This is a genomic window from Streptomyces sp. NPDC014891, assembly GCF_043081085.1.
In the GTDB taxonomy this organism is placed as follows: domain Bacteria; phylum Actinomycetota; class Actinomycetes; order Streptomycetales; family Streptomycetaceae; genus Streptomyces.
In genome coordinates this window covers 1-23980 of sequence record NZ_JBIBWF010000012.1, presented here as the reverse complement: position 1 = coordinate 23980, position 23980 = coordinate 1, and the positions used below count along the sequence as shown (strand labels likewise).

At 72.8% G+C, this 23980-nt stretch carries 21 protein-coding genes; 11 read left to right on the top strand and 10 right to left on the bottom strand.

The genetic code is table 11. The features are described from left to right. Positions 1 to 143: 143 nt before the first annotated feature. The 9 genes from ACF09E_RS29645 to rfbB all read right to left on the bottom strand — a co-directional run bounded on the left by ACF09E_RS29645 (position 144) and on the right by rfbB (position 9751). Positions 144 to 1283: a ThiF family adenylyltransferase gene (locus ACF09E_RS29645; protein ID WP_392208516.1), complete on the bottom strand. Its 1140-nt coding sequence runs from the start codon at positions 1281 to 1283 to the stop codon at positions 144 to 146. Positions 1284 to 1312: 29 nt separating this feature from the next. After that, entirely contained in the window at positions 1313 to 2377 is a 1065-nt protein-coding gene (locus tag ACF09E_RS29640; RefSeq protein ID WP_392208514.1) for a ketoacyl-ACP synthase III family protein, read from the bottom strand. Between the two features lie 72 nt (positions 2378 to 2449). Next, positions 2450 to 3220, bottom strand: coding sequence for an SDR family NAD(P)-dependent oxidoreductase (locus tag ACF09E_RS29635; RefSeq protein ID WP_392208512.1), 771 nt, complete (start codon positions 3218 to 3220; stop codon positions 2450 to 2452). 37 nt (positions 3221 to 3257) lie between these two features. Continuing rightward, positions 3258 to 4871 (bottom strand): FAD-dependent monooxygenase, encoded by a 1614-nt coding sequence (locus ACF09E_RS29630; protein WP_392208510.1) that lies wholly within the window; start codon positions 4869 to 4871, stop codon positions 3258 to 3260. A gap of 16 nt (positions 4872 to 4887) precedes the next feature. Continuing rightward, positions 4888 to 5346, bottom strand: coding sequence for a VOC family protein (locus ACF09E_RS29625; protein WP_392208509.1), 459 nt, complete (start codon positions 5344 to 5346; stop codon positions 4888 to 4890). A gap of 3 nt (positions 5347 to 5349) precedes the next feature. Next, the gene (locus ACF09E_RS29620; protein ID WP_392208507.1) at positions 5350 to 6474 is read right to left on the bottom strand and encodes a glycosyltransferase; all 1125 of its coding nucleotides are present in this window, start codon (positions 6472 to 6474) and stop codon (positions 5350 to 5352) included. A gap of 125 nt (positions 6475 to 6599) precedes the next feature. Then, positions 6600 to 7793, bottom strand: a complete 1194-nt coding sequence (locus ACF09E_RS29615; RefSeq protein WP_392208505.1) for an acyltransferase family protein — start codon at positions 7791 to 7793, stop codon at positions 6600 to 6602. A gap of 30 nt (positions 7794 to 7823) precedes the next feature. Further along, positions 7824 to 8693, bottom strand: coding sequence for a glucose-1-phosphate thymidylyltransferase RfbA (gene rfbA / locus ACF09E_RS29610; protein WP_392208503.1), 870 nt, complete (start codon positions 8691 to 8693; stop codon positions 7824 to 7826). 29 nt (positions 8694 to 8722) lie between these two features. Beyond that, a complete protein-coding gene (rfbB, locus tag ACF09E_RS29605; RefSeq protein ID WP_392208501.1) occupies positions 8723 to 9751 on the bottom strand; it encodes a dTDP-glucose 4,6-dehydratase in 1029 nt (342 codons plus the stop codon). 433 nt (positions 9752 to 10184) lie between these two features. On the opposite strand from rfbB, the gene ACF09E_RS29600 reads away from it, so the two are divergent. The 11 genes from ACF09E_RS29600 (at position 10185) to ACF09E_RS29550 (ending at position 22921) form a co-directional block, all read left to right on the top strand. Beyond that, on the top strand, positions 10185 to 11318 hold the full coding sequence (locus tag ACF09E_RS29600; protein WP_392208499.1) for a 3-deoxy-7-phosphoheptulonate synthase: 1134 nt from the start codon (positions 10185 to 10187) through the stop codon (positions 11316 to 11318). A 76-nt stretch (positions 11319 to 11394) separates the two neighbouring features. Further along, positions 11395 to 12207 (top strand): 2,3-dihydro-2,3-dihydroxybenzoate dehydrogenase, encoded by an 813-nt coding sequence (locus ACF09E_RS29595; protein WP_392208497.1) that lies wholly within the window; start codon positions 11395 to 11397, stop codon positions 12205 to 12207. A 120-nt stretch (positions 12208 to 12327) separates the two neighbouring features. Beyond that, on the top strand, positions 12328 to 12996 hold the full coding sequence (locus ACF09E_RS29590) for an isochorismatase family protein (protein ID WP_392208495.1): 669 nt from the start codon (positions 12328 to 12330) through the stop codon (positions 12994 to 12996). Between the two features lie 4 nt (positions 12997 to 13000). Further along, positions 13001 to 14995: an anthranilate synthase family protein gene (locus tag ACF09E_RS29585; protein WP_392208493.1), complete on the top strand. Its 1995-nt coding sequence runs from the start codon at positions 13001 to 13003 to the stop codon at positions 14993 to 14995. Continuing rightward, entirely contained in the window at positions 14989 to 16203 is a 1215-nt protein-coding gene (locus ACF09E_RS29580) for an FAD-dependent monooxygenase (protein ID WP_392208491.1), read from the top strand. The genes ACF09E_RS29585 and ACF09E_RS29580 overlap by 7 nt, the downstream gene beginning before the upstream one ends. Positions 16204 to 16301: 98 nt before the next feature. Then, a complete protein-coding gene (locus ACF09E_RS29575) occupies positions 16302 to 17390 on the top strand; it encodes a cytochrome P450 (protein WP_392208488.1) in 1089 nt (362 codons plus the stop codon). Positions 17391 to 17440: 50 nt separating this feature from the next. Beyond that, the gene (locus ACF09E_RS29570; protein ID WP_392208485.1) at positions 17441 to 18724 is read left to right on the top strand and encodes an activator-dependent family glycosyltransferase; all 1284 of its coding nucleotides are present in this window, start codon (positions 17441 to 17443) and stop codon (positions 18722 to 18724) included. Continuing rightward, positions 18721 to 20172: an NDP-hexose 2,3-dehydratase family protein gene (locus ACF09E_RS29565; protein ID WP_392208483.1), complete on the top strand. Its 1452-nt coding sequence runs from the start codon at positions 18721 to 18723 to the stop codon at positions 20170 to 20172. Before ACF09E_RS29570 ends, ACF09E_RS29565 begins: the two co-directional genes overlap by 4 nt. 35 nt (positions 20173 to 20207) lie before the next feature. Then, positions 20208 to 21188, top strand: coding sequence for a thiamine pyrophosphate-dependent dehydrogenase E1 component subunit alpha (locus ACF09E_RS29560; protein ID WP_392208482.1), 981 nt, complete (start codon positions 20208 to 20210; stop codon positions 21186 to 21188). 33 nt (positions 21189 to 21221) lie between these two features. Next, entirely contained in the window at positions 21222 to 22259 is a 1038-nt protein-coding gene (locus tag ACF09E_RS29555) for an alpha-ketoacid dehydrogenase subunit beta (RefSeq protein ID WP_392208480.1), read from the top strand. 50 nt (positions 22260 to 22309) lie between these two features. Further along, on the top strand, positions 22310 to 22921 hold the full coding sequence (locus ACF09E_RS29550; RefSeq protein ID WP_392208478.1) for a dTDP-4-dehydrorhamnose 3,5-epimerase family protein: 612 nt from the start codon (positions 22310 to 22312) through the stop codon (positions 22919 to 22921). 93 nt (positions 22922 to 23014) lie between these two features. On the opposite strand, the gene ACF09E_RS29545 is transcribed toward ACF09E_RS29550, so the two are convergent. Beyond that, positions 23015 to 23980, bottom strand: a 966-nt coding sequence (locus ACF09E_RS29545; protein WP_392208476.1) for an elongation factor G, incomplete at its 5' end; no start/stop codon positions are given.

Genomic DNA, 23980 nt, shown 5'->3' with positions numbered 1-23980 from the left:
GCACGCATTGTTCTCGGCCGCTCATTTCGACACCGCAAACAATTCACCGGCACACAGACAATGGCCGTTTCGGAGGAATCCGAGGGGATGAATTCTTCCGGCCGTCGGTCACCGAAGGTAGTCGACGGAGCGGGCCGGACGGCTCAGTAGGCGGGCATCGCGGGGTCGATCCGCTGCGCCCAGGCCAGGATGCCGCCGCCCACGTGGACCGCGTCCGGGTGGCCGCTGCGCTGGACCACGGCGAGGACCTCCGCGGAGCGGATCCCGGCCCGGCACAGCAGCACCGTCCTGCGGTCCGCGGGCAGCCGCGCGGCGGCGTCGCCGTGCAGGAACTCCCCCTGCGGCACGAGCACCGAGCCCGGCACGTGGGCGAAGGCGTACTCGTCCGGCTCGCGGACGTCGACCAGGTGGACCGGTCCGCCCGCGTCGAGCAGTTCCCTCAGCTGCTCGACGGAGATCGTGGACTCCCGCGCCGCCTCGGTCGCCGCGGGCGACAGCAGCCCGAAGAAGGGCTCGGCGGCGACGGGTTCGGCCGGGCGCGCGGCCCGCTCGTGCGGGCGCAGCGGCACGGTCGCGCAGGTGCCGGCCATGGCGTCGTACTTCATCACGCGGCCGACGAGCGGCTCGCCCCGCCCCGTGAGCAGCTTGACCACCTCGGTGGCCAGGGCGACGCCCAGCCAGGCGCCGACGACCTTCAGCGTGCCGGACATCCCGCGGAAGTAGGGGGCGGGAGGCGTCGCGAACACGTCCCTGAGGCCCGGGCCGTGCCGGTCCCAGAAGACCGAGACGCGCCCTCCGCCGGCGTCCATGGAACCCCACACGAAGGGGATGCCCGCCTCGGCGCAGACGTCGTCGACGAGCTGGCAGCGGGCCAGGTCCTCCCCCGCGCAGACCACGAGGTCGTAGTCCTGGACCAGTTCGCGCGCACGGGGCAGCTCGAACCGGTCCTCGGCGACGGCGCGCACGAACGGATGGGTGCGCCCGAGCGCCCGGGTCCAGGCCGTGGCACGGTCGGCGGGCTCCTCGTCCGGCAGCCCGAGGTAGCGGTCCCATGGGTTCGTCGGCGAGCCGTCGGCGATGCCGATCGTACCCACGCCGGAGTCGGCGAGATGGGCGATGAGCGGGGCCCCGATCTCGTCGGCGCCGACGACCAGCACCTGGCCTCCGGCCAGCCGGCGCTGCCCCTCGGCGCCGTGTCCCGCGAGGATCAGCTGGTGTGCCTGGCGGCTCGTCTCGTCGGCCGGGAGGCCGGTGGCGGATCGCGCCACGGGGTGAAGCGGCATGCGGGTCTCCTCTGGGTGTCCGGGAGCGGTCACGGCTGCTGCTGGTCGTCGGCCTCGGCGGCCCAGGCGGGAACGTGCAGGATCTCCACCACGGCGGCTCCCCAGTTGAAGCCGTAGCCGGTTCCGGCGAGGACCACGCGGTCCCCCGCCCGCAGCCGACCCGTGACGAGCAGGTGGTTCAGTCCGGCGACCTGGTCGCCGGAACCGAGGTGGCTGACCTGCCGGCCGAACTCCCAGGTGGTCCGCTCCCCGCCCACGCCCAGGTCCTCCAGCATGTTCCACCAGCGCACGGTCCGGCCGTTGTGGGGCATCACGAACCTGGCCACGTCCGCGACGTCGGTCTTCGCCTCGTCCAGTGCCTGCTCGATGCAGGCGCCGATGCCGCCGGCGATCCGCAGGGAGATCGCCTCCAGGTCGTCCAGGTTCCTGCGCATGAAGTCCGTCTTGCGGGCCCGCATGTTCAGCGGCTTGTCCCCGGACGCCGGGGCGTCCTTGAGGCCACGGCCGCGGTACATGTGCTCCAGTGTGGAGTCGGAGGTCATCGCGCAGGACAGCACCTTGGCGAAACCGGGCTTGCGGCCGAGGAGCAGGGCCGTGCCGCCGTCGGCCATCACCGTGCCGCTCTCGGTGCGGAAGCGGTCGAAGCCGGGCTCGCAGAAGCGTTCGCCCGTGGTGATCAGTACGGTGGCGTCCTCGTCGTGTCCCGCGAGGTGCCCGGCCGCCAGCGCCAGCGCCGCCATTCCGCCGTTCGACTTCTGGTCGACCTCGACGGCCGGGGCGCTCCCCCCGACGGTGTGGTGCTGGATGTAGGAGGAGGGCGTCCACATGTCCTGGCCCTGGAAGTAGGCGCTGGCGTGGAGCAGCATGCGCACGTCGTCCGGCGACGTGGCGTCCCCGGCGCGGTCGAGGGCCTGTCGGACCGCGGCCACGGCGAGGTCGGGGGCGAACGTGTCATCGGAGACCGTGACCCCGAGGAGGGCGTTGGCGGTGTACTCGGTGGAGGCATAGCGCCCGTCCCGTACCGCCTCCTCGAGATCGAGACGGCGGCCCAGCCGTACACCCAGGGAGGTGAGGTAGATGTCGTTGAGGATCATGTCGGGACCTTTCGGACGTGCAACGGTGGTTTCGCGGCGGGCCGGTGGGACCGGTCCGCCGCGCGGAGTGCCTCACAGATAGGCCCCTCCGGTGGTCTCCAGGCGCTCCCCGGTGATCCACCTGGCCTGCTCCGATGCCAGGAAGGCGACGGCGTCCGCCACGTCCTCGGGCTGCCCGAGCCGTCCGAAGACGGTCAGCGCCGCCGCCGCGGCGGCGTCCTCGGGGTGCGCCCGCATGCGCGCACGGTGGAAGTCCGTCTCGATCAGCCCGGGAGCGACGGTGTTGACCGTGATGCCGCGGGGGCCGAGCTGCGCCGCGAGGGAGCGGCTGAACGCCTCCAGCGCGCCCTTGCTCATGGCGTACGGCAGGACGTGCGGGTGGGCGATGCGGTTGGCGACCGAGGAGACGTTGACGATCCGCGCGCCGTCGCGCAGCAGCGGCAGGAGCCGCTGGACGACGAAGACGGGGGCCTTGACGTTGACGGCGAAGACCCGGTCCAGGTCGGCTCCGGTGAGGTCGGTGATGTCGGCGCGGCAGCCGATCCCCGCGTTGTTGACCAGGACGTCGAGCCCGCGGTCGCCGGTCCGTTCCACCAGGCCTTCCCCGACGCGGGCGGCGAGGGTGGCGATGGCCTCCTCGTCCGCCAGGTCGGCTCGCACCGCGAAGGCGTCGCCGCCGGCGGCTCGCACCGCGGCCACGGTGTCCTCGGCCGCCGCGTCGTCCTGTCCGTAGTGGACGGCCACCACGCTGCCGGGTCCCGCGAGCCGTTGGACGACGGCTCGGCCGATGCCCCGGCTGCCGCCGGTCACGAGTGCGGTGCGCGGTGCGGTGTCCGCTGTCACGGGGTGCCTCCTGTCGAGGGGGAGACGACGGATGTCGTCACGGGCGGGCGAGGAGTGCGGAGAGGACGTGCTCCAGGCACGCCTCCGGCTCCGGGTCGAGGTCTTCGGCCCGCCACGCGACGAAGCCGTCCGGGCGCACGAGCAGCGCCCCGCCGTCGAGGACGCCCGCCCCGGCGCTCCAGGAGCCGTCGTCGATGCGGTGTCCGTCGGCGGCCACGCCTCCCAGGGAGGCCGAGGCCTTGCCGAGCGCGTCGAGCCAGGGCGCGCCCGCGGGGCCGGTCAGGAGGGTGAACCGTCCGTCGACCAGGTCGAGCGTGGAACGGACGCCCTCCTCACCGGGCAGCCAGCGGTGCGGCAGGCGCGAGCCCGGAGCCCCGTCCAGGTCGCGGACCAGGTCCTCGGTGGAGGGCGGCTCGGCCGCAGCGTCGAGCACGGCGGCGGAGGAATAGCGGTACCCGAGGTGCACCACCGGGGCGTTGAGCGCTCCGGCGGCCGTCCTGCGCTCCCGCCCCTCGGGGCCGGTCGCCCAGTGCAGTGCGGGGTCCCCCAGGCGCAGGGTCGACTGTTCGAGGGCGGACCTCGCCACGGGGAGGCGTTCGGCCTCGTAGGTGTCGAGGAGCGCCTCGTGCGCCGTCCCGTGGAGGACGTGGGCCAGCTTCCAGGCGAGGTTGTGGGCGTCCGCCACTCCCGTGTTCATCCCGAAGGCGCCGACGGGCGGAATGGCGTGGGCGGCGTCCCCGGCGAGGAAGACGCGCCCGGAGCGGAACCGGTCGGCGATCAGGCCGCGCACCTGCCAGGGCAGGATGCTCAGCACCTCGGGGGTCACCCCGGTGTCGCGGCCGATCGCGGCCCGGATGCGCTCGGCGCACCGCTCGGGTGTGAAGTCGGCGGCCTTCGTGCCGGAGTCCCGGGGGTAGCGGAAGTGGTAGATCCACTCGGTGTCGCCGTCGACGGGCAGCAGCCCTCCGGGCGCCTCGGGGGTGGTGAGGTCGCACACCACGAAGGTGTGGCCGCGGGTCAGCGCGGACAGGTCTGCCCGGAAGAGCACACTGATCAGCGGGTCGCCGATGACGCCGGGGCCGCTGGTGCCGATTCCCAGCGACTCCCGTACTCCGCTGCGCGCGCCGTCCGCGGCGACGAGGTAGCGGGCCCGTATCTCGCGGGTCCCCCGTTCGTCGGCGACCTGTGCGGTCACCCCGTCCTCGTCCTGTGTGAAGCCCCGCATCTCGACGCCGAACTCGATGCGGGCCCCGGCCTCCCGGGCCGCCGCGGCGAGGACGCGGTCCAGCCGTCCCTGGGGACAGGTGCCGCGCAGGCTCTGCGGGGTCAGACCGGCGTAGGGGTCGTCGCGGGCCGGAGCCCGCAGCGCCTCCTCGTCCAGGGCTGCCTCGGCGAGGGTGCGCGCGGCGACCATCTGGAGCCGGCTGCCGGTCATGTCCACGCATTCGGCGTCCACGGCGTCGGCGAGGCCCGCGGCGCGCAGGATCTCCACGGTGCGCGGGCCGATCCCCATCGCGCGCGGGTGGGTGGGCGGGGCCTCGCGCTGCTCGACGACCGTGCAGGGGATGCCTGCCCGGGCCAGGAACAGGGCGGTGCACAACCCCACCGTGCTGCCCCCGACGACCAGTACACCGGGGTTCTCGTTGGGCATGGGTGTTCCGTTCGGGTCAGGGGAGTTCGGTGGGGGGAGCCGCGTCGAAGGCGGGCGTGTGGGGGGCGCCGGGGTCCCAGGACGCCACGAAGCGCGGCCGGCGGGAGACGTCCATCAGCTCCAGGTCGATGCCGAGGCTCTCGACCTTGTGGTACGTGTACGGCCGGCCCAGCGGGCAGGCGCTGAACTCCTGGGCGAAGCCCGCTTCGGACAGTCGCGCGGAGCTCGCCGTGACGTCCTCGGTCCAGTAGCCGAGGTGGTGGCAGCGGGCGCCCAGGGACGAGTCCCACGGGCTGCCCTCGGGGCCTTGGACGAGCTCGATGTAGGGCGGCCCGCCCCGGGTGAAGGCGAGCCGGTAGTCCCACTCGCCCAGGGAGTCCTCGAGGATTCCCGACCACTCGGCGCCGACGCTGCGCGTCAGGTCGTCCATGGACCGCTCGATGTCGGGGACGACGAAGCACACGTGGTAGAACACGGCTCAGACCAGCTTCTCGATCACGTTCAGCACCTCGGCGGGTACGGGCATGGCCCTGGCCTCGTCGGCGAGCGCCGCGGCCCGTTCGCGGTAGGTCTCCCGGGTCAGCAGGTCCTCCGCAGCGCCGGCCAGCGCGTCCGGGGTGTCGTCGCCCGGCATGACGCAGCGCGCGGAGCCGTACGCGGCCAGCCGCTGCGAAGGGGCCACCAGCTTGGGCATGTTGGGGACGAGGAGCTGCGGGATGCCGTGGACCATGCCGGTCAGCGCCGTACCGCCGCCCGCGTGGTGGACGAGCAGGTCGCACGTCCTCGCCACCGTGTCGAAGGGCAGCCAGCCGACCTTGGTGCCGGTCGCGGCGCTCAGCTCGTCGGCGACCGCGGCCGGTGCGCTGACCAGCAGCTCGGCCTCGAGGGGCGCCAGCTTGCGGACCAGTTCGACGAGGTAGTCGAAGAAGTAGCCGGGGGCGGTCTTGGTGCCGGCGGTGATGGCGACCCGGGGCGCGGACCCCTTGGTGTACATCCACGGCTCGATCCGGGGCTGTTCGTTGCAGGGGATCCACCGCATCGAGACACCCTGCGGGGCTTCGGGGTCGCGCACGCTGGGCGGGCAGACGTCGATCCACAGCGACTGTGCCGGGATGCCGTCCAGGCCGAGCGCCTCGAGTTCGGGCCGCATCTCGATCCCGGCCGCCACGTCGACGGCCTGCGGCTCGCCGGAGTCCCACGCCTGGCGTACGTAGGGCACTCCGATGCGCGCGGCGAGGACGGCGGCCGAGTAGGTGAGGGTGCCGCCCACGACGACGTCGGGGCGCCAGGCGCGGGCCAGTTCGAGGAGCGGCTCCTGGTAGAGCGCCGCCATGCGGCCGAAGGCGTGGCCGATGGACCGCATCCGGACGTCGGGGTCGTCGGACGGAGGGACCGGCGTGCCGTCCCGGTCGGTGGTGATGTGGTGGCGGATGGGGACGTCGGAGACGCAGACGCCGGCGAGTCCGGCGCCGGCGATCGCCGCCATCGTCTCCTGGTTGGAGGCGACGAGCACGTCGTGGCCGGCGTTGCGGCCGGCGGTGGCCAGCGGGGTGAGCGCGTAGACGGTGGCAGGGCTGCCGCCCGTGACGAAGAGGATGCGCAAGGGAGAACCTCACTCGGGGTCGGGAAGGGACGGGTGGGGGGAGAGCTCGTGGGGCCCGGGGGCGTGTCCCTCCGGGTGGTCGGCGGCGCGTGCCGTCGAGGCAGGCACCGGGGCGCGGGGCCTTCTCAGGCCCGGGGCAGGGCGCCTTCCCTCGCGTGCTCGGGGAGCTGGGCCCCCGCGGGCGGCGCCGCGTCCGCGACGCGGCGGGGTCCGCCCCAGCGGCGCATGACCGGCGTCTCCACGCCGTGGTAGAGGGCCAGGGACAGCAGCAGTCCGACCACCAGGGCGGCCAGGGAGACGAGCACGCTCTGCACGGTCGTCAGCGGGTGCGACGCTCCGGCGATCCGCTCACCGATGAAGGCCAGCACGATGCCGTGGAGGAGGTAGAAGGCGAACGACACCTCGCCCAGGCGACGCATCACGCGCGAGGTGAGGCCCGTCCGCAGGCCCCCGGCGTCGGCGGAGGCGAGTGCGGCGATGAACAGGGCGAGCGGGACGACGGTCACGGCGGCCGCGGTGAACAGCATCGGGGTGTACAGGCCCACGACGTAGGCCACGACGGTCAGCGCCGCGGCGGGCAGCGCGCCCAGGCCGATCCACCGTCCGCTGAGGACGACGCGTGCCATCAGCATGCCGAGGACGAACTCCAGCAGCCTGGACAGCGGGAAGATGTAGACGAACCACAGGCCCTCGACGGAGACGCCGTCCAGCCACGCCCCCACCGCGGGGAAGGCGGGCGACGACGGCAGCAGACGGGTGGCCGCGAGGGGCAGCAGCATGACGGCGGCGGCGAAGCCGGCGGCCCACCACCACAGACGGCCCGCGCGGATCCGGCCGACCAGGGGCAGCAGGAGCGGGAAGAGGGCGTAGAAGAGCAGCTCGCAGGAGAGCGACCAGCTGGCCCCGTTGACGCTGAGGAAGACCGCGGGGTCGGACGACCAGGACTGCTGCAGCAGCAGGTTGAGCACGGCGGTGCCGAGCGGTGTGGCGGCCGCGGCGTACACGGCCATCGCCAGGGCGAAGGTCACCAGGTGGTTGGGGAAGATCTTCACCAGGCGGCGGCGCAGCACCCGGGCGTACGTCTCCCCCGGGCGTGCCGACCAGGTCAGGACGAAGCCGCTGAGGACGAAGAAGAAGGAGACGCCGATGGTCCCGGCGGTCTTCGTGGCGGTCATCAGACCGTCGGCGGCGCCGGAGCCCGGGGCGAAGACGCCGGCCGTGGCGAGGTGGCAGACGAACACCAGGGCCGCGGCGATGAACCGGGCTCCGGTGAGGGAATCGAGTCGTGGGTGGCGCACGGCACCCGCGGCGCTGTCCATGGGGATCTCCTGAATCGGGGTGGTGTGGGGTCAGACCCGGGCGAGGGCCCTGACGTGCCTTCCGTACACGGAGCCGGCGGTGAGCTGGTCGGCGAGCTCCCTGAGCTGGTCCATGCCGATGAAGCCCATGCGGAAGGCGGTCTCCTCCAGACAGGCGATCTGCATGCCCTGGCGTTTCTGGAGGACCTGTACGTACTGGCTCGCCTCCATGAGGCTGTCGTGGGTGCCCGCGTCGATCCACGCGTTGCCCCGGCCGAGCTGGACGATCCGGCTGCGCCCCTCCTGGACGAGGAGGCGGTTGACGTCGGAGATCTCCAGTTCGCCGCGGGCCGAGGGCGAGATCTTCTCGGCGTACGCCAGGGCGTCGTTGCTGTACATGTACAGCCCGGTGACGGCGATGTTGGAGGGTGGTTCCGCGGGCTTCTCCACGATGTCCACGAGCTCGCCCCCGGCGTCGAGCACGGCGACTCCGTAGCGCTCGGGGTCGGAGACGGGGTAGCCGAAGACGGTGCAGCCGTCGACCTCCTGCGCGGCCCGGTGCAGCGTGGCGGGCAGCCCCTGGCCGTAGAAGATGTTGTCGCCGAGGATCAGGCAGACGTCCTCGTCACCCGCGAACTCGCGTCCGATGACGAGCGCTTCGGCGATTCCGCGCGCTTCGTCCTGCACCGCGTACCGCAGGTCGAGACCGAGGCGGCTGCCGTCGCCGAACAGGGATCGGAAGGCTTCGAGGTGGCTGCTGTTGGTGATGATCAGGATCTCGCGCATCCCGGCGAGCATCAGCACCGACAGCGGGTAGTACACGAGGGGCTTGTCGTAGACGGGCAGGAGTTGCTTGGAGCTGGTGGTGGTCAACGGCAGCAGCCGGGTCCCGGAGCCGCCGGCCAGCAGAATTCCGCGCATCGCGATGGGTTTCCTTGCCTCGGGGACGGTCAGTCGACGGTGCCGGCCGGCACGTCGGGTCGTCGGGTACGGGGCGGCAGCCCGGCACCGGGCGGTCGCCACCAGTCGGGGTTGTCCCGGTACCAGCCGACCGTGGCGGCCAGTCCGGTGTCGAAGTCGTGGAGCGGCCGGTAGCCGAGCTCGTCCCGCGCCTTGCTCCAGTCGACCGAGTAGCGCAGATCGTGGCCCTTGCGGTCGGCCACCCGTTCGACCGAGGACCAGGTCCGTCCGGTGGCGGCGAGGAGTCGCCCGGTGAGCTCGCGGTTGCTCAGTTCCCGTCCGCCGCCGAGGTGGTAGATCTCGCCGGGCCGGCCCGCACGGCGCACGAGGTCGATGCCGCGGCAGTGGTCCTCGACGTGCAGCCAGTCGCGCACGTTGGCCCCGTCCCCGTACAGCGGCACGGAGAGTCCGTCGAGGAGCCGGGTCGTGAAGAGCGGGATGACCTTCTCCGGGTGCTGCATCGGCCCGTAGTTGTTCGAGCAGCGGGTGACGCGCACGTCGAGGCCGTGGGTGCGGTGGCAGGCCAGGGCCAGGAGATCGGACGACGCCTTGGACGCGGAGTAGGGGGAGTTGGGGCGTACGGGATGGCCCTCGTCCCAGGAGCCGTGCTCGATCGACCCGTACACCTCGTCGGTGGAGATGTGCACGAAGGTGCGCACCCGGTGGCGGAGCGAGGCGTCCAGCAGGCTCTGCGTCCCGAGGACGTTGGTCCGGAGGAACGCGCCGCTGTCCTCGATCGAGCGGTCGACATGGGACTCCGCGGCGAAGTGCACCACCGTGTCGACGCCGGGCAGCACCGCGTCGAGGGTGTCACGGTCGCAGATGTCGCCCAGCCGGAAGCGCAGCCGGTCGTCGCCGGCCAGGTCCGCGAGGTTGGCGGGGTTGCCGGCGTAGGTGAGCTTGTCCAGGACGGTGACCGCGCTCACCTCGGCGTCGGCCGACCGGAGCAGCATGCGGACGTAGTGGGAGCCGATGAAGCCCGCGCCCCCGGTGACGAGCAGGTGCGTGCCCTTCTGCATGTACTCCTCCTGGGAAATAAGAGCATGGCGATCGGCCGCCCGAGAACAGCGCGACGGTCAGGAACATAAATCAACCGGAAGAATCCTGTAAAGCCTCTTCGAGTTGAGCCCGGAAGCAATCAAAGATAAAGCGATGCATGTAACCGCACATTCTCGAAACCTTTGCAGGCAACCGCATCGACGATGCAGGTAAATAGCTTCTGACGTGCAGCTATTGACACTTGACCGAAGTCGCGAGGGGCGCGTACCTTGCGGATCAATTGCGTGTCACACCGCCGGGCAGCACGGCCGGAATTCGACGGGAATTTCCCTCTGACTCGAATACCCGAACCGCCCGGGCGGGCACGTCGACATATCCAGGAGGGGAAACCAGGTGGGGCAGAGTACGGCCGGGGTCCACACGGTGAGAACCGGAGGGGCGGCCCCGCACCCCGTGGCGGAACAGCAGCCCGTCTGGCCCGACCGGCAGGCGCTGGGACACGTTCGCGCGGCGCTCGCCGACCGCCCCGGTCTCGTCACCGCCGAGGAGACCGCCCGGCTCAGGGCCCTGCTCGGCGAGGTCGCCGCGGGCGACCTGCGCGTTCTGCAGGCGGGCGACTGCGCGGAGGACCCGGCGCACTGCACCCCGGACGGGGTGCGCGGCACCCTGCGCCTGCTCGACGGGCTGGCCGCCGCGATGGAGGACGGTACCGGGCGGGGCGTCCTGCGCATCGGCCGGATGGCGGGCCAGTTCGCCAAGCCGCGCTCGCACCCCGTGGAACGGGTCGGCGGCCGCGAACTCCCGGCCTACCGGGGCCCGATGGTGAACGCGCCGGAGCCGGTGCCGTCGGCACGCCGCCCCGACCCCCGTCGGCTGCTCCGGTGCTACGACCTCGCCGCCACCGTCCATGCGGCGCTGGCCGCGCAGGGACGCGCCCCGACTCCGGCCGGCGACGCGTCCGTGTACACCAGCCACGAGGCGCTGCTGCTCGACTACGAGCAGCCGATGCTGCGCGAACTGCCGGACGGCGCGCTGCTCCTGGCCTCCACCCACCTTCCGTGGATCGGTGAACGCACCCGGCATCCGGGGGGCGCCCACGTCGGACTGCTCTCCCGGGTCGTCAACCCGGTGGCCTGCAAGGTCGGCCCCACCACGACGGAGGCCGAGCTGCTGGCCCTGTGTGCCGCACTGGACCCCGGCCGCAGCCCCGGGCGGCTCACCCTGGTGGCCCGGATGGGCGCGGCCCGCGTCCGCACCGCGCTTCCCCCGCTGGTACGCGCGGTACGGAAGGCCGGTCACCCGGTGATCTGGCTGTGCGACCCCATGCACGGGAACACCGTGACCGCCGCCGACGGTCGCAAGACGCGTGTCGTGGCGGAGCTCGTCGACGAGGTCGAGGCGTTCCAGGACGTGGTGCTCGCCGAGCGCGGTGTCGCGGGCGGCCTGCATCTGGAGGCCGCCGCCCGGGAGATCGCCGAGTGCGTGTGGTCCCCGCACGAGGCTCCCGCGGGTCCGTACACCACGCTCTGCGACCCCCGGCTCAACCTGCCCCAGGCCGGCCACCTCGCCAGGTCCTGGCACGCCTGACAGGGCGGCCGCAGGCCGGCTCCGGCCGGCCTCCGCCGATCCCGTACGGCCCCAAGTGATGTGAGGAGAAGCAGCTTTGAAGATCAGCGAAGACACCGGGAAACGTCCGTCCGCCGCACTCGTGAGCGGCGTCGCGCTGGTGACCGGCGCGACCGGTGGCATCGGTGCGGCCGTGGTGCGCACCCTCGCCGGGGCGGGCGTCCACGTGGCCGCCCTCGATCTCGACACCCCCTCCCTGGCCGAACTGGAGGGGTCGGCCCGGGCCGAGGGCCTTCCGGTGACCGCGTTCGCCGCGGACGTCACCTCGGCCTCCGAGGTGGAGGCGGCCGTCGCCGCGGTGGAGGAGAGGCTGGGCCCGATCGACCGCCTCGTCAACGTGGCCGGCGTGATGCTCGCCGCCCCCGTGCTGGCGCTGGACGAGGAGGACTGGGAGCGCACCTTCGCGGTCAACGCCTCCGGCGTCTTCCGGGTCTCCACCGCCGTCGCACGCCGCATGGCCGGGCGGGGGCGCGGCTCCATCGTGACGGTGGCCTCGAACGCGGCGGTCGTCCCCCGGACCGGGATGGCCGCGTACGCCGCGTCGAAGGCCGCCGCGGTCGCCTTCACCAAGAACCTCGGTCTGGAACTCGCCCGCCACGGCGTGCGCTGCAACGCCGTCTGCCCCGGCTCGACCGACACCGCCATGCTCCGCTCCCTCTGGTCGGACGACAGCGGCCCCGAACGGTCGCTGCACGGGTCCCCGGAGGACTTCCGCGTCGGCATCCCGCTCGGCAGGTTCGCCACCCCCGAGCACATCGCGGACGCCGTGGCGTTCCTGCTGTCCGAGCGGGCCGCGCACATCACCATGCACGACCTGCAGGTCGACGGAGGCGCGGCGCTGGGCCGCTGAGAGGTCTCCGAAGGTCCCGCCCGGCTCGCGGGCGGACGGCAGGCGCCTCCGCGCAACCCCAGGCCCGCGTCCCCACCGGTCGTACGACATCCGGTCCGACTCCACCAGGAGAACATCCCCATGGCCATACCCGGCATCGCCCCCTATCCCATGCCGCAGCAGGAGGAGCTCCCCGCGAACACGGCCTCCTGGCGCCCTGATCCGCGACGTGCCGCCGTCCTGGTGCACGACATGCAGCGCTACTTCGTGGCCCCCTTCCCCGCCGGCCAGGAACCCGCGCTCAGTCTGGTCGCCAACACCCGCAGGCTCGTCGAGCGGAGCCGGAGCCTGGGCGTGCCGGTCGTCTACACCGCTCAGCCGGGGGACATGACGGAGAGCCAGCGCGGTCTGCTCAGGGACTTCTGGGGGCCGGGCATGCAGACGGCGCCCGAGCACCGGGCGATCATCGACGAGGTGGCGCCGTCGCCGCGCGACGCGGCGGACTCCGTCTTCACGAAGTGGCGCTACAGCGCCTTCCACGGGAACGGCCTGCGGGAGCACCTCGGTCGCCTGGGCCGCGACCAGCTGATCATCTGCGGCGTGTACGCCCATGTCGGCTGCCTGATGACGGCGGTGGACGCCTTCACCCACGACGTCGAGACCTTCCTCGTCGCGGACGCCGTCGCCGACTTCTCCGAGTCCCACCACCGGTCCGCCCTGGAGTACGCCGCCGCCCGGTGCTCGGTCGTCCTCCCCACGGACTCCGTCCTCGCCGGACTCGGCGCGGCGGAACTCGTCGGACAGGACTGAGGCGATGACATCCGAGGACTGTCGCTTCCGGGAGCTCCTGGGCCGCGTGCTCACCGGGGAAGCCCCCGACTTCGCCCTGCTGCACCGCCCCGAGGCCGTGGGCGACAAGGTGGAACTCCTGCTCGGAGACGTGAGCGAGGTGACCCGGCTCGCCGACATCCCGTCGGCCCCCCGGCCGCGGGAGGCGGGACCGGGCCACGAGACGCTCGTCCTGGTGCCCTACCGCCAGGTCGTCGAACGGGGCTTCGCCTGCCACGACGACGGCTCTCCCCTGCTCGCCCTCAGCATCTCCGACCAGGCCGCCCACCCCCTCGACGAGGCCCTGGCCCTGCTGCCCGACGTGCCGGTCGACCTGTCGAACGGACACTTCGACATCGACGACGAGGCGTACGCCTCCCTCGTCCGCCGGGTCCTGGAGGAGGAGATCGGCAACGGCTCGGGGGCCAACTTCGTCATCAGCCGCGCCTTCACCGCCGACCTCACCGACTGGTCCCCCGCCGTGGCGCTCAGCCTGTTCCGCAGGCTGCTCGGCGGCGAACGCGGCGCGTACTGGACGTTCGTGGTGCACACCGGCGACCGGACCTTCGTCGGCGCCACCCCCGAGCGGCACATCAGCCTCTTCGACGGCACGGCCGTCATGAACCCCATCAGCGGCACACTGCGCTACCCGCCCGGAGGCCCCGGCCTCGACGACGTGATGCGCTTCCTCGCCGATCCCAAGGAGTCGGCCGAACTGCGCATGGTGGTCGACGAGGAACTGAAGATGATGGCCCGCATCTGCGACGGGGGCGGTCGGGTCGTCGGTCCGTACCTCAAGGAGATGGCCACCCTCGCCCACACCGAGTACCTCATCCAGGGCAGTACCACCCGGGACGTCCGCGAGATCCTCCGCGAGTCGATGTTCGCCCCCACGGTCATCGGCAGCCCGCTGGAGAGCGCCTGCCGGGTCGTCCGGGAGTACGAGCCGCGTGGGCGGGGCTACTACAGCGGCGTCGTCGCGCTGATCAGCCGGGACGTCAACGGCAACCCGTCGCTGGACTCGGCGATCCTGCTGCGCACGACGGCCGTCACGGACCGCAGGCTGCGCCTCGCGGTCGGCGCCACGCTGGTGCGCGACTCGGACCCGCACTCGGAGGTGGCCGAGACGCACGCCAAGGCGCGCGGCGTGCTCGGCGCCCTGGGCGTGGCCGGGCCCTCGACGACCCGCCGGGCGACGGGCTCCGGGCTCTCCGACCATCCGCTGGTGCGCGCGGCCCTGGAGGACCGCAACGCGGATCTCGCACCGTTCTGGCTGGACCTCTCGCCGACCACCGCCGTTCCGGCCGCGCTGCGACCGCACGAGGGCCGGCGCGTCCTGGTCGTGGACGCGGAGGACGACTTCACGGCGATGATCGCCGTGGTGCTCCGCTCCCTCGGACTCCGGGTCGACGTACGGCGCCACGACGACCCCGGCGGCACGGGCGGGTACGACCTGGTGATCATGGGACCGGGCCCCGGTGACCCCCGCGACACCGGAAGCGCCCGCATCACCGCGCTGCGTCACTCGATGCGGCGGCTGCTGGCCACCTCGACGCCCTTCCTCGCGGTGTGTCTGAGCCACCAGGTGCTCGGCCTCCTGCTCGGGCTGGAACTGGTGCGCCGCGAGCGGCCCAACCAGGGCGTCCAGCGGAAGATCAGCCACTTCGGCGAGCACGTCGTCGCGGGCTTCTACAACACCTTCGCGCTGAGCAGCGCCGACGGCGTGGTCGAGGTCCCCTGGCTCGACGCCCCCGTGGAGATCAGCCGCGACCCGGACACCGGGCAGGTGCACGGGCTGCGCGGACCCGGCTTCGCCTCGCTGCAGTTCCACCCGGAGTCGCTGCTGAGCCGGGACGGCGTGGCCGTGCTGACCGAGACGGTGGCCGCCCTGCTCGCCCCGTCGGCCGACGCCCCCACGGACCGGCCGGCCCTCGCCTCCACACACCCGTCACCGTCGACCACGAGGTGGACACCGTGCTGAACATCGCCATAGCGGGCGGCGGCATCGGCGGACTCGCGTCCGCCCTCGCCGTCGCCCGGGCCGGGCACACCGCCCACGTACTGGAGCGCAACGCCGAGTTCGCCGAGCTGGGAGCGGGCATCCAGCTGGCCCCCAACGCCTTCCGCGCCCTGCGCCGGCTCGGAGTCGCCGGACCGGTGCAGGAACGTGCCGTCCGCGTGGACGCCCTGCGCCTCCTCGACGCGGACTCGGGCGCGCTGCTGACCGAGATGGCTCTGGGCGACACCTACCTGAGGCGGTTCGGCGATCCGTACGCCGTCGTGCAACGCGGCGACCTGCACAGCGCGCTGCTGAGTGCCTGTCAGGAGCACGAACGGGTCGTCATGCACCCCGGCACGGCCGTGACCGGCTACCGCGACACGCCCGACGCGGTCCACGTGGCCACCGCGGACGGGCGGACGGTGGTGGCCGACGCCCTGGTCGGAGCGGACGGCATCCGCTCCCGGGTGCGCGCCCGGATGCTGGGCGACGGGCCGCCGCGGGTCTCGGGGCACACCATCCACCGCACCGTCGTACCGATGACCGAGGTACCGGCCGAGCTGCGGTGGAACACGGTGAACCTGTGGGCGGGTCCCGGCTGGCACCTGGTCCACTACCCCATCGCGAACGGCGAGAAGCTGAACCTGGCCGTCACGCGCGACGACGGAGCACGCACCGCCGTGGCCGGCGTCCCCACCGGCCGCGACGAGGTCCTGGCCGCCTTCCCCTCCCTGCATCCGCAGGCCCGCGCCCTGCTCGGCCTCGGCCGTGACTGGCGGACCTGGGTGCTGTGCGACCGGCCGCCGACCGCGACCTGGACCGAGGGCCGCGTCTGCCTGACGGGCGACGCCGCCCACGCCATGCTCCAGTACGCCGCGCAGGGTGCCTGCATGGCCCTGGAGGACGCGGTGGTGCTCGGCGAGGTGCTGGACGGCACGCCCGCGGACGTGGCCGGGTGCCTGGCCCGCTTCGCCGCCCTGCGCGGCGAACGCGCCGCCCGGGTCCAGGAGGTCTCCTCGTGGATGGGACACGCCCTCTACCACCCCCAGGGCGCCGCGGCCGCCGAGCGCGACGCGATGCTCGCGGCGCTGTCCCCGGACGACCTGTTGACGGCCGTCGACTGGCTCCACGGCCACGACGCCGGCGACCCGGCCCGCCGCGGCGCCGCCCGCACGGCCGTACTCACCTGACGTGCGGGGGCCGTCGTGATCACGACGTGCGCCCTCCCGCCCTTCCTCAAGCCGTGACCAGGGGGCTCCCGAGCTCCCGCAAGAAAGGACGACCCAGCGTGGACACCACCGAGCGCGGTCTGGCGCGCCGACTGCAGTTGCGGCAGGCCCTGGTGTGGCTCGAGGCGGCACGCGGCGACAGCCACGCGGCGCTGCTGCGGGGGCTCGACGACGACCCCCGCGCCCACTGGGAGCGGCTGCGCGAGCGCCCGCTGACCCGCAGCCGCACCGGCGACCGGGTCGCCGCGCGCCACGCGTCCGTCAGCGCCGCGCAGTCGTCCCCCGCCCTGCGCCTCGTCCCGCTCCGGGACGTGACGGGCGGTCCCGGGGGCGTGCCGTGGCCGGACGCCGAAGCGGAGTCGCCGGACCACGTCGATCAGGCCTGGCAGCGGGCCCTGGAGCGGGCGGGCGAACGGCCGGACCTGGTCGACGTCGCCCGCGACGCGGCCGTCGGCACCCTGGCGGCCGCGTGGGGGCTCGGCCAGGACGCCGAACAGACCCTGCGCTCCGCCGTCGCGGGCGCCGCCGGGGCACTCGACGCGCCCTTCTACGCACAGAGCCACGCCCGCACCCGCGAGATCGCGGGGGCCGTGGCGGTCCTGCGGCGACTCGTTCCCGAGGGCGCCGCCGGGGGACTGGCCGTCGCCGTCGCGGGGACGTCGATGGCGACCGACCTGGTGACCGGCGCCGTCGCACTCGGCCTGCCGCCGGGCGGTGCACCCGGGCTCTCCCGGAACCTGTGGGACCAGGACCCCGACCGCGCCCGGCGCACGGTGCTGGAGACGCTGCGCCTGGCCCCGCCCGTACGCCTCGAAGCGGCGACCGCGGAGACCGGGTGCGTCCTGGCGGGCGAGGAGATCGAAGCCGGGGAGCGGGTCGTGTCGCACCTGGGGGCCGCGAACCGCGATCCCGAGGTGTTCGCCGACCCGGACCGCTTCGATCCGGACCGGGCCGGGGACGAGCTGGCCGCCGTACGCGTGCCGGGCGCGGCCGGCGCGGGCGCCCTGTCCTTCGCCGTGACGTGCGCCGCGCGGGGCCTGCTCGCGCTCGCCGCGCTCCGCCCCCGCCCTGCCACCGGGCCCCTGGTCCGCCGGACCGCCGCCCCCGTGTCCCCGTCCCTGCTCGCCTGCCCCGTCGTCTCGGGCTGACCGACGACGGCCCTCCGCCACCGGACGGGCCCAGTGAGGAAGTACCCAGCGTGAAGATCCTTTTCGTCAGCATGCCCCACCCGACGCACTTCCAGCCGATGCTGCCCCTGGCCTGGGCGCTGCGCGCGGCCGGCCACGAGGTACGCGTCGCCGGGCACCCGGACCTGACGGAGACGTCCACCGGGGCCGGCATGACCGCGGTTCCGGTCGGCACGCCCGCCTGGTATGCCGACGACCCCTACGAACCCGCGCTGTACTCCCGGTTGATGGGCGCGGGAGCCTCCGACTTCCTCGGCTCCTTCGACTGGCCGGGGTCCGACCCGTCGGCCTGGGGCTGGGAGGGGCTGCTGGGCCTGGAGAAGGTGCTCGTCCCCGCCCTCTACACCGGGATCAACAGCGACCCGATGATCGAGGAACTCCTGGCCTACGCCCGCCATTGGCAACCCGATCTGGTCGTCTGGGAGCAGCTGACCGTCGCGGGCGCGGTGGTGGCCGAACTCCTCGGGGTGCCGCACGCCCGGTTCGTCTACGGTCTCGACTTCATCGGCCGGGCCCGCGAGGCGTTCCTTCGGCGGTACGAGGAGCAGCCCGAGGCGCACCGGGAGGACCCCACCCGCGAGTGGTTCGAGCCGGTCATGCTCCGGCACGGCGGCTCCTGGACGGAGCGCTTGCGCACCGGCGGGTTCACCATCGACACGTCGGTGCCCAGCACCCGGCTCGACACCGGCGGCGCCGTCGAGGGACTGCGCTACGTGCCGTACAACGGTCCCTCCGTCGTCCCGGAGTGGCTGCGCGAGCCGGCCGGCCGGAGGCGCGTGTGCCTGACCCTGGGTCGCTCCAACGAGCTGGAGAACACGGGAACCACGGTCGCCGAGATCCTCGGCGGGCTCGCCTCGCTGGACGTGGAGGTCGTCGCCACGCTCGGTGCCGAGGAGGCCGCGGGCCTCGGCCCGCTCCCGGACAACGTCCGGCTGGTGGACTTCGTTCCGCTGCACGACCTGCTCCCCACCTGCGCGGCCGTCGTGCATCACGGGGGCATCGGCTCACGGCTCACCGCCGTGCACCACGGCGTGCCCCAGCTGGTCCTCGGCTACGGCTACGACACGTGGATGATCGCCCGGCGCCAGGAGGAACTGGACGCCGGACTCGCCCTGGCGGCCGCGGACGCCACGGCCGACTCCGTCCGCGACCGCGTCGCGCGGCTCCTCGACGAGCCCCGCTTCACGGCGGGCGCCGCACGCATGCGGGACGAGCAGCTGGCCCAGCCCTCCCCCGCCGACTTCGTCGCCACGCTGGAGCGCCGCGTCGAGGAGTGGGCGGAGGCGGCGCGATGACCGTGTCCGCGTCGCCCACCACGCTCCCGGCGCACGCGGCGCGGGCCCTGCGCCTGGCGCGCTCGGCCGCGACCCTGTCCACGAGCGCGGGTACGGACGCGGACTGCGTCCGCTGGCTCGCCGAGTGCGCGGAGCGCCTCGCCGCCGAGGTCGAGCCCGTACCGCTGGACGCGCTCGCCGGCTGGCACCGCAGGCCGGACACGGGCGACCTGGTCCACGAGAGCGGCCGCTTCTTCTCCGTGGAGGGCCTGTCGGTCGAGCGTCCGGGGGCGGCTGTCGACCGGTGGTGCCAGCCGGTCGTCAACCAGCCGGAGACCGGCATCCTCGGCCTGCTGATGACGGAGATCGACGGGGTCGCGCACTTCCTCATGCAGGCCAAGATGGAACCGGGCAATCACAACGGGGTCCAGCTGTCGCCCACGGTGCAGGCCACCCGGAGCAACTACACCGGCGCGCACCGGGGGCGCCCGGTCCCCTATGTCGAGTACTTCCGCGACGCCCGGCGGCACACGGTGCTCGCGGACGTGCGCCAGTCCGAACAGGGCGCCTGGTTCTTCCGCAAGCGCAACCGCAACATGGTCGTCGAGGTCCGTGAACCCGTCGTCGTACGGGACGGCTTCCGGTGGATGACGCTCGGGCAGATCCACCGGCTGCTGGCCCTGGACGACGTGGTCAACATGGACGCGCGCACCGTGCTGTCCTGTCTGCCCCTCGAAGGCCCCGGCCTCCACGAGGACGCGCCTAAGGGCCGGGACCCGTTCCGGGCCGCGCTGCTCAGGTCCTGCGCCGCCGGCGTCGACGAGGCCGCGCACTCGATGTCCTCGGTCCTGCACTGGATCACGGAGGCCCGCAGTACCTGCGAACTCCAGGCCCGGACGGTGCCGTTGGACCAGGCCGCCGGCTGGCGCACCGAGGACGGCAGGATCCGCCACGAGAGCGGCCTCTTCTTCGACGTGCTGGGTGTCCGGGTGCGGACCCGGGGGCGCGAGGTGGACCGCTGGACCCAGCCCCTGGTCGCGGCAGGGGGGCGGGGCCTCATCGCCTTCCTGACCCGGAGCATCGACGGCGTGCTGCACGTACTCGTGCAGGCCAAGGACGAGCCCGGGCACACCGACACGGTCGAACTCGCGCCGACGGTGCAGTGCAATCCGCGCAACTACTCCGTCCTGCCGCCCGCGGCCCGGCCCGCGTTCCTCGACGAGGTGCTCGCCGCGGGACCGGAGCGCATCAGGTTCGACACCACCCTCTCCGAGGAGGGCGGCCGGTTCCACCACACCCGCAACCGCTACCTGATCGTCGAGGCGGACGACGACCAGGGCGAGCCGCCGGGTTACCGCTGGGTGACCCTGCGGCAGCTCTCCGCCCTGCTGCGCCACAGCTACTACCTCGACGTGGAGGCCCGCAGCCTCGTCGCGTGCCTGCGCAGCCTCCTGGTCGTGCCGCAGTGACGCTCACGACGACATCACAGAGAAAGGACGTGACGATGATGGATTCCTCCCGCGCCCGGCTGATCCGGGACATGGTGCGCATCCGCACCGTGGAGGAGGTGCTCGCCGACTACTACCGCGACGAGCAGGAGATGCGTACCCCGACGCACTTCTCCATCGGTCAGGAGGCGACCGCGGTGGGCGTGTGCTCGGTGACCACCCCGCGGGACTGGGTCTATTCGGGACACCGCTCGCACGCCCCGTACCTGGCCAAGGGCGGTGACCTCGAAGCGCTCGTCGCGGAGCTGTACGGCAAGGAGGCGGGCTGCTCGCGTGGCCGGGGCGGCTCCATGCACGTGATGGACCAGGCCGCCGGGTTCGGCGGATCGGCGGCCATCCTCGGCGAGATGATCGCCGCCGCCGTGGGCGCCGGCTGGGCGTTCGCCCGGGCCGGCGAAGCGAGGGTCGCGCTCACCTACTTCGGTGAGGGGGCCGCGGACGAGGGCGTGTTCTTCGAGTCGCTGAACTTCGCCGCGGTGCACCGCGTCCCGGTGGTCTTCGTCTGCGAGAACAACCGCTACTCCATCTCGTCACCGCTCGGGGTCCGGCACGCTCCGGGCACCTCGGTGCGCGGCCGCGCCGAGGCGTGCGGGGTGCGGTCGCTCGCGGTCGACGGCAACGACGTCTTCGCCGTCCGGGACGCGGCCCGCGACGCGGTGGAGCACGCGCGCGACGGGCGCGGCCCGGTCCTGCTCGAACTCGCGACCTACCGCTGGCGTGCGCACGTCGGACCCGGCCTGGACCACGACCACGGCTACCGCTCGCAGGAGGAGATCGACTCCTGGACCGCGGCCTGCCCCATCCTGCGCGCCGCCGACGCGGTGCGCGGGGAGACTCCCGGCATCGACACGCTGGTGGAGTCCTGGCGCGCCGAGTTCCGCCAGGAGGTCCACGCGGCCGTCGACCGCGCCAAGGCCCTGCCCTTCCCCGACACCGCCGGGCTGCTCTCGGGCGCGTACCTGCCCGCGGCCCGCTGACCGCGGCACATTCCAGGCAAGAGGAGATCGGACATGCGGACCCTGACCTACTGGCAGGCGATCAGCGAAGCCACCGTGCAGTGCATGGAACGCGACGAGAGGATCTTCGTCGCCGGTGAGGGCGTCGACGACGTGGCCGGGGCGTTCGGCACCACGAAGGAGGCGTTCCGCCGGTTCGGCGCGGGCCGGGTGGTGGACATGCCCAACGCGGAGAACGCCACCGCCGGCATCGCCGTCGGCGCGGCCGCCGCGGGACAGCGCCCCCTCGTGGTGCACGTACGCGCGGACTTCATGTTCCTGGCGATGGACGCCCTGGTGAACATGGCGGCCAAGTGGCGCTACACCTACGGCGGCGACAAGGGGGGCGTGCCGGTGGTGACCCGCGGTGTCGTGGGCCGGGGCTGGGGTCAGGGCTCGACCCACTCGCAGAGCCCGCACGCGACGTTCGCCCACTACGCGGGGCTGCACGTGGCCACGCCCGCCACACCCGCCGACGCCAAGGGCATGCTCGTCCAGGCCCTGACCGGCGACACCCCCGTCGTGCTGATCGAGAACCGCAACCTGTACCCCCTCGTCGGCGAGGTGCCCGAGGAGCCGGTGCCCGTCCCCTTCGGGGTGGGCCGGATCGCGCGCGCGGGCACCGATGTCACCGTCGTGGCGGCGTCGTTGATGGTGCACGAGGCGGAGCGCGCGGCGGAGCAACTGGCCGAGCGCGGTATCAGTGTCGAGGTGGTCGACGTCCGCAGCCTCCGGCCGCTGGACGAGGGGATCATCTGCGAGTCCGTCGCCAAGACCGGCCGGCTCGTCGTCGCCGACACCAGCTGGGCCCGGTACGGGTTCACGGCCGAGGTCGCCGCGGTGGTGGCCGAGCACGTCCCGCACGCACTGCGCGCCCCGGTCCGCCGCGTGTCCCTGCCCGACAGCCCCGCGCCCGTGTCGCATCCGCTGGAGGAGGCGTTCCACCCGAACGCGAGCAGCATCGTGTCGGCCTGCCTGGACGTGTGCGGGGAGTCCGGTGCGGTGCTGCCTCGGCTGGCCAGTGTGAGCGCCGGCTTCCAGGGCCCGTTCTGAGCGCCCTTCCCCCACCACCCGAGTACGTCGATCGATGTGAGGAGCAACCGGTGCAGGTACGCGAGTTGAAGATCGAAGGGGCCTACGAGTTCACCCCGCAGGTGTTCGGTGACCCCCGGGGAGTCTTCCTCTCCCCCTATCAGGAGGATGTGTTCACCGAGGCCCTGGGACGGCCGCTCTACCCCGTCGTGCAGTCCAGCTACAGCGTCTCCAAGCGGGGTGTCGTGCGGGGCATCCACTTCACGGCCGTGCCTCCGGGCATGGGGAAGTACGCCTACTGCACACGCGGCAGGGCCCTGGACTTCATCGTCGACACCAGGGTCGGGTCGCCCACCTTCGGCATGTGGGACTCCGTCGAGCTCGACCCCGTGGACTGCCGGTCGGTCCACATCCCGATCGGGGTGGGGCACCTCTTCGTGGCGCTCGAGGACGACACCACGATCTCCTATCTGCTGTCCACGGGTTACGAGCCGCAGCGGGAGCACGCGATCCACCCGCTGGACCCGGAGCTCGGCCTCCCCTTCCCGGACGGTCTCGACCTGCTGCTGTCGGAGCGCGACCGCACGGCTCCGACACTCGCCGAGGCCCGGGAACTGGGCATCCTGCCCGGGTTCGAGGAGAGCCTGCGGCTCGACGCGCGGTCGGGAGCGGCGCGGGGCTGAGGGCACCGAGGCACCACACGCGCGAACGCCGTGGTGGGAGACCCGGATCGGGTCTCCCACCACGGCGTCGTGCGCTCCGGGGCAGGGGCTGCCCTAGGCGGCGTTCGCCTTGGCGACGATGTCGTCGGCGACACCGCGCGGGACCTCGGCGTAGGAGTGGAACTGCATCGAGTAGTTGGCGCGGCCCGAGGTCTTGCTGCGGAGGTCGCCGACGTAGCCGAACATCTCCGACAGCGGCACGAGACCGGTCACCACCTTGGCGCCGTGCCGGTCCTCCATGGACTGGATCTGGCCGCGGCGGGAGTTGATGTCGCCGATGACCTCACCCATGTAGTCCTCGGGTGTGGTGACCTCGACGGCCATCATCGGTTCGAGCAGCACCGGGGACGCCTTCCGCGCGGCCTCCTTGAAGGCCATCGAACCGGCGATCTTGAACGCGAGCTCGGAGGAGTCGACCTCGTGGAAGGCTCCGTCCAGCAGGGTGACCCGGATGCCCGTCAGGGGGTAGCCGGCGAGCACGCCGAGGCTCATGGCCTCCTGGCAGCCGGTGTCCACGGAGGGGATGTACTCGCGCGGGATGCGCCCGCCGGTGACCTTGTTCACGAACGCGTAGTCGTCTCCTTCGATGGGTTCGATCGCGATCTGCACCTTGGCGAACTGACCGGTGCCACCGGTCTGCTTCTTGTGGGTGAAGTCGAGCCGGTCGACCGTTCCGCGGATCGTCTCGCGGTAGGCGACCTGCGGCTTGCCGACGTTCGCCTCGACCTTGAACTCGCGACGCATGCGGTCGACGAGGATGTCGAGGTGGAGCTCGCCCATGCCGGCGATGATGGTCTGGCCGGTCTCCTCGTCCGTGTGCACCTGGAAGGAGGGGTCCTCCTCCGCGAGACGCTGGATGGCGACACCCAGCTTCTCCTGGTCGCCCTTGGACTTGGGCTCGATGGCGACCTGGATGACCGGGGTGGGGAAGTCCATGGACTCCAGGATGACCGGGTTCTTGTCGTCGCACAGCGTCTCACCGGTGGTGGTCTGCTTGAGGCCCATGACGGCGACGATGTC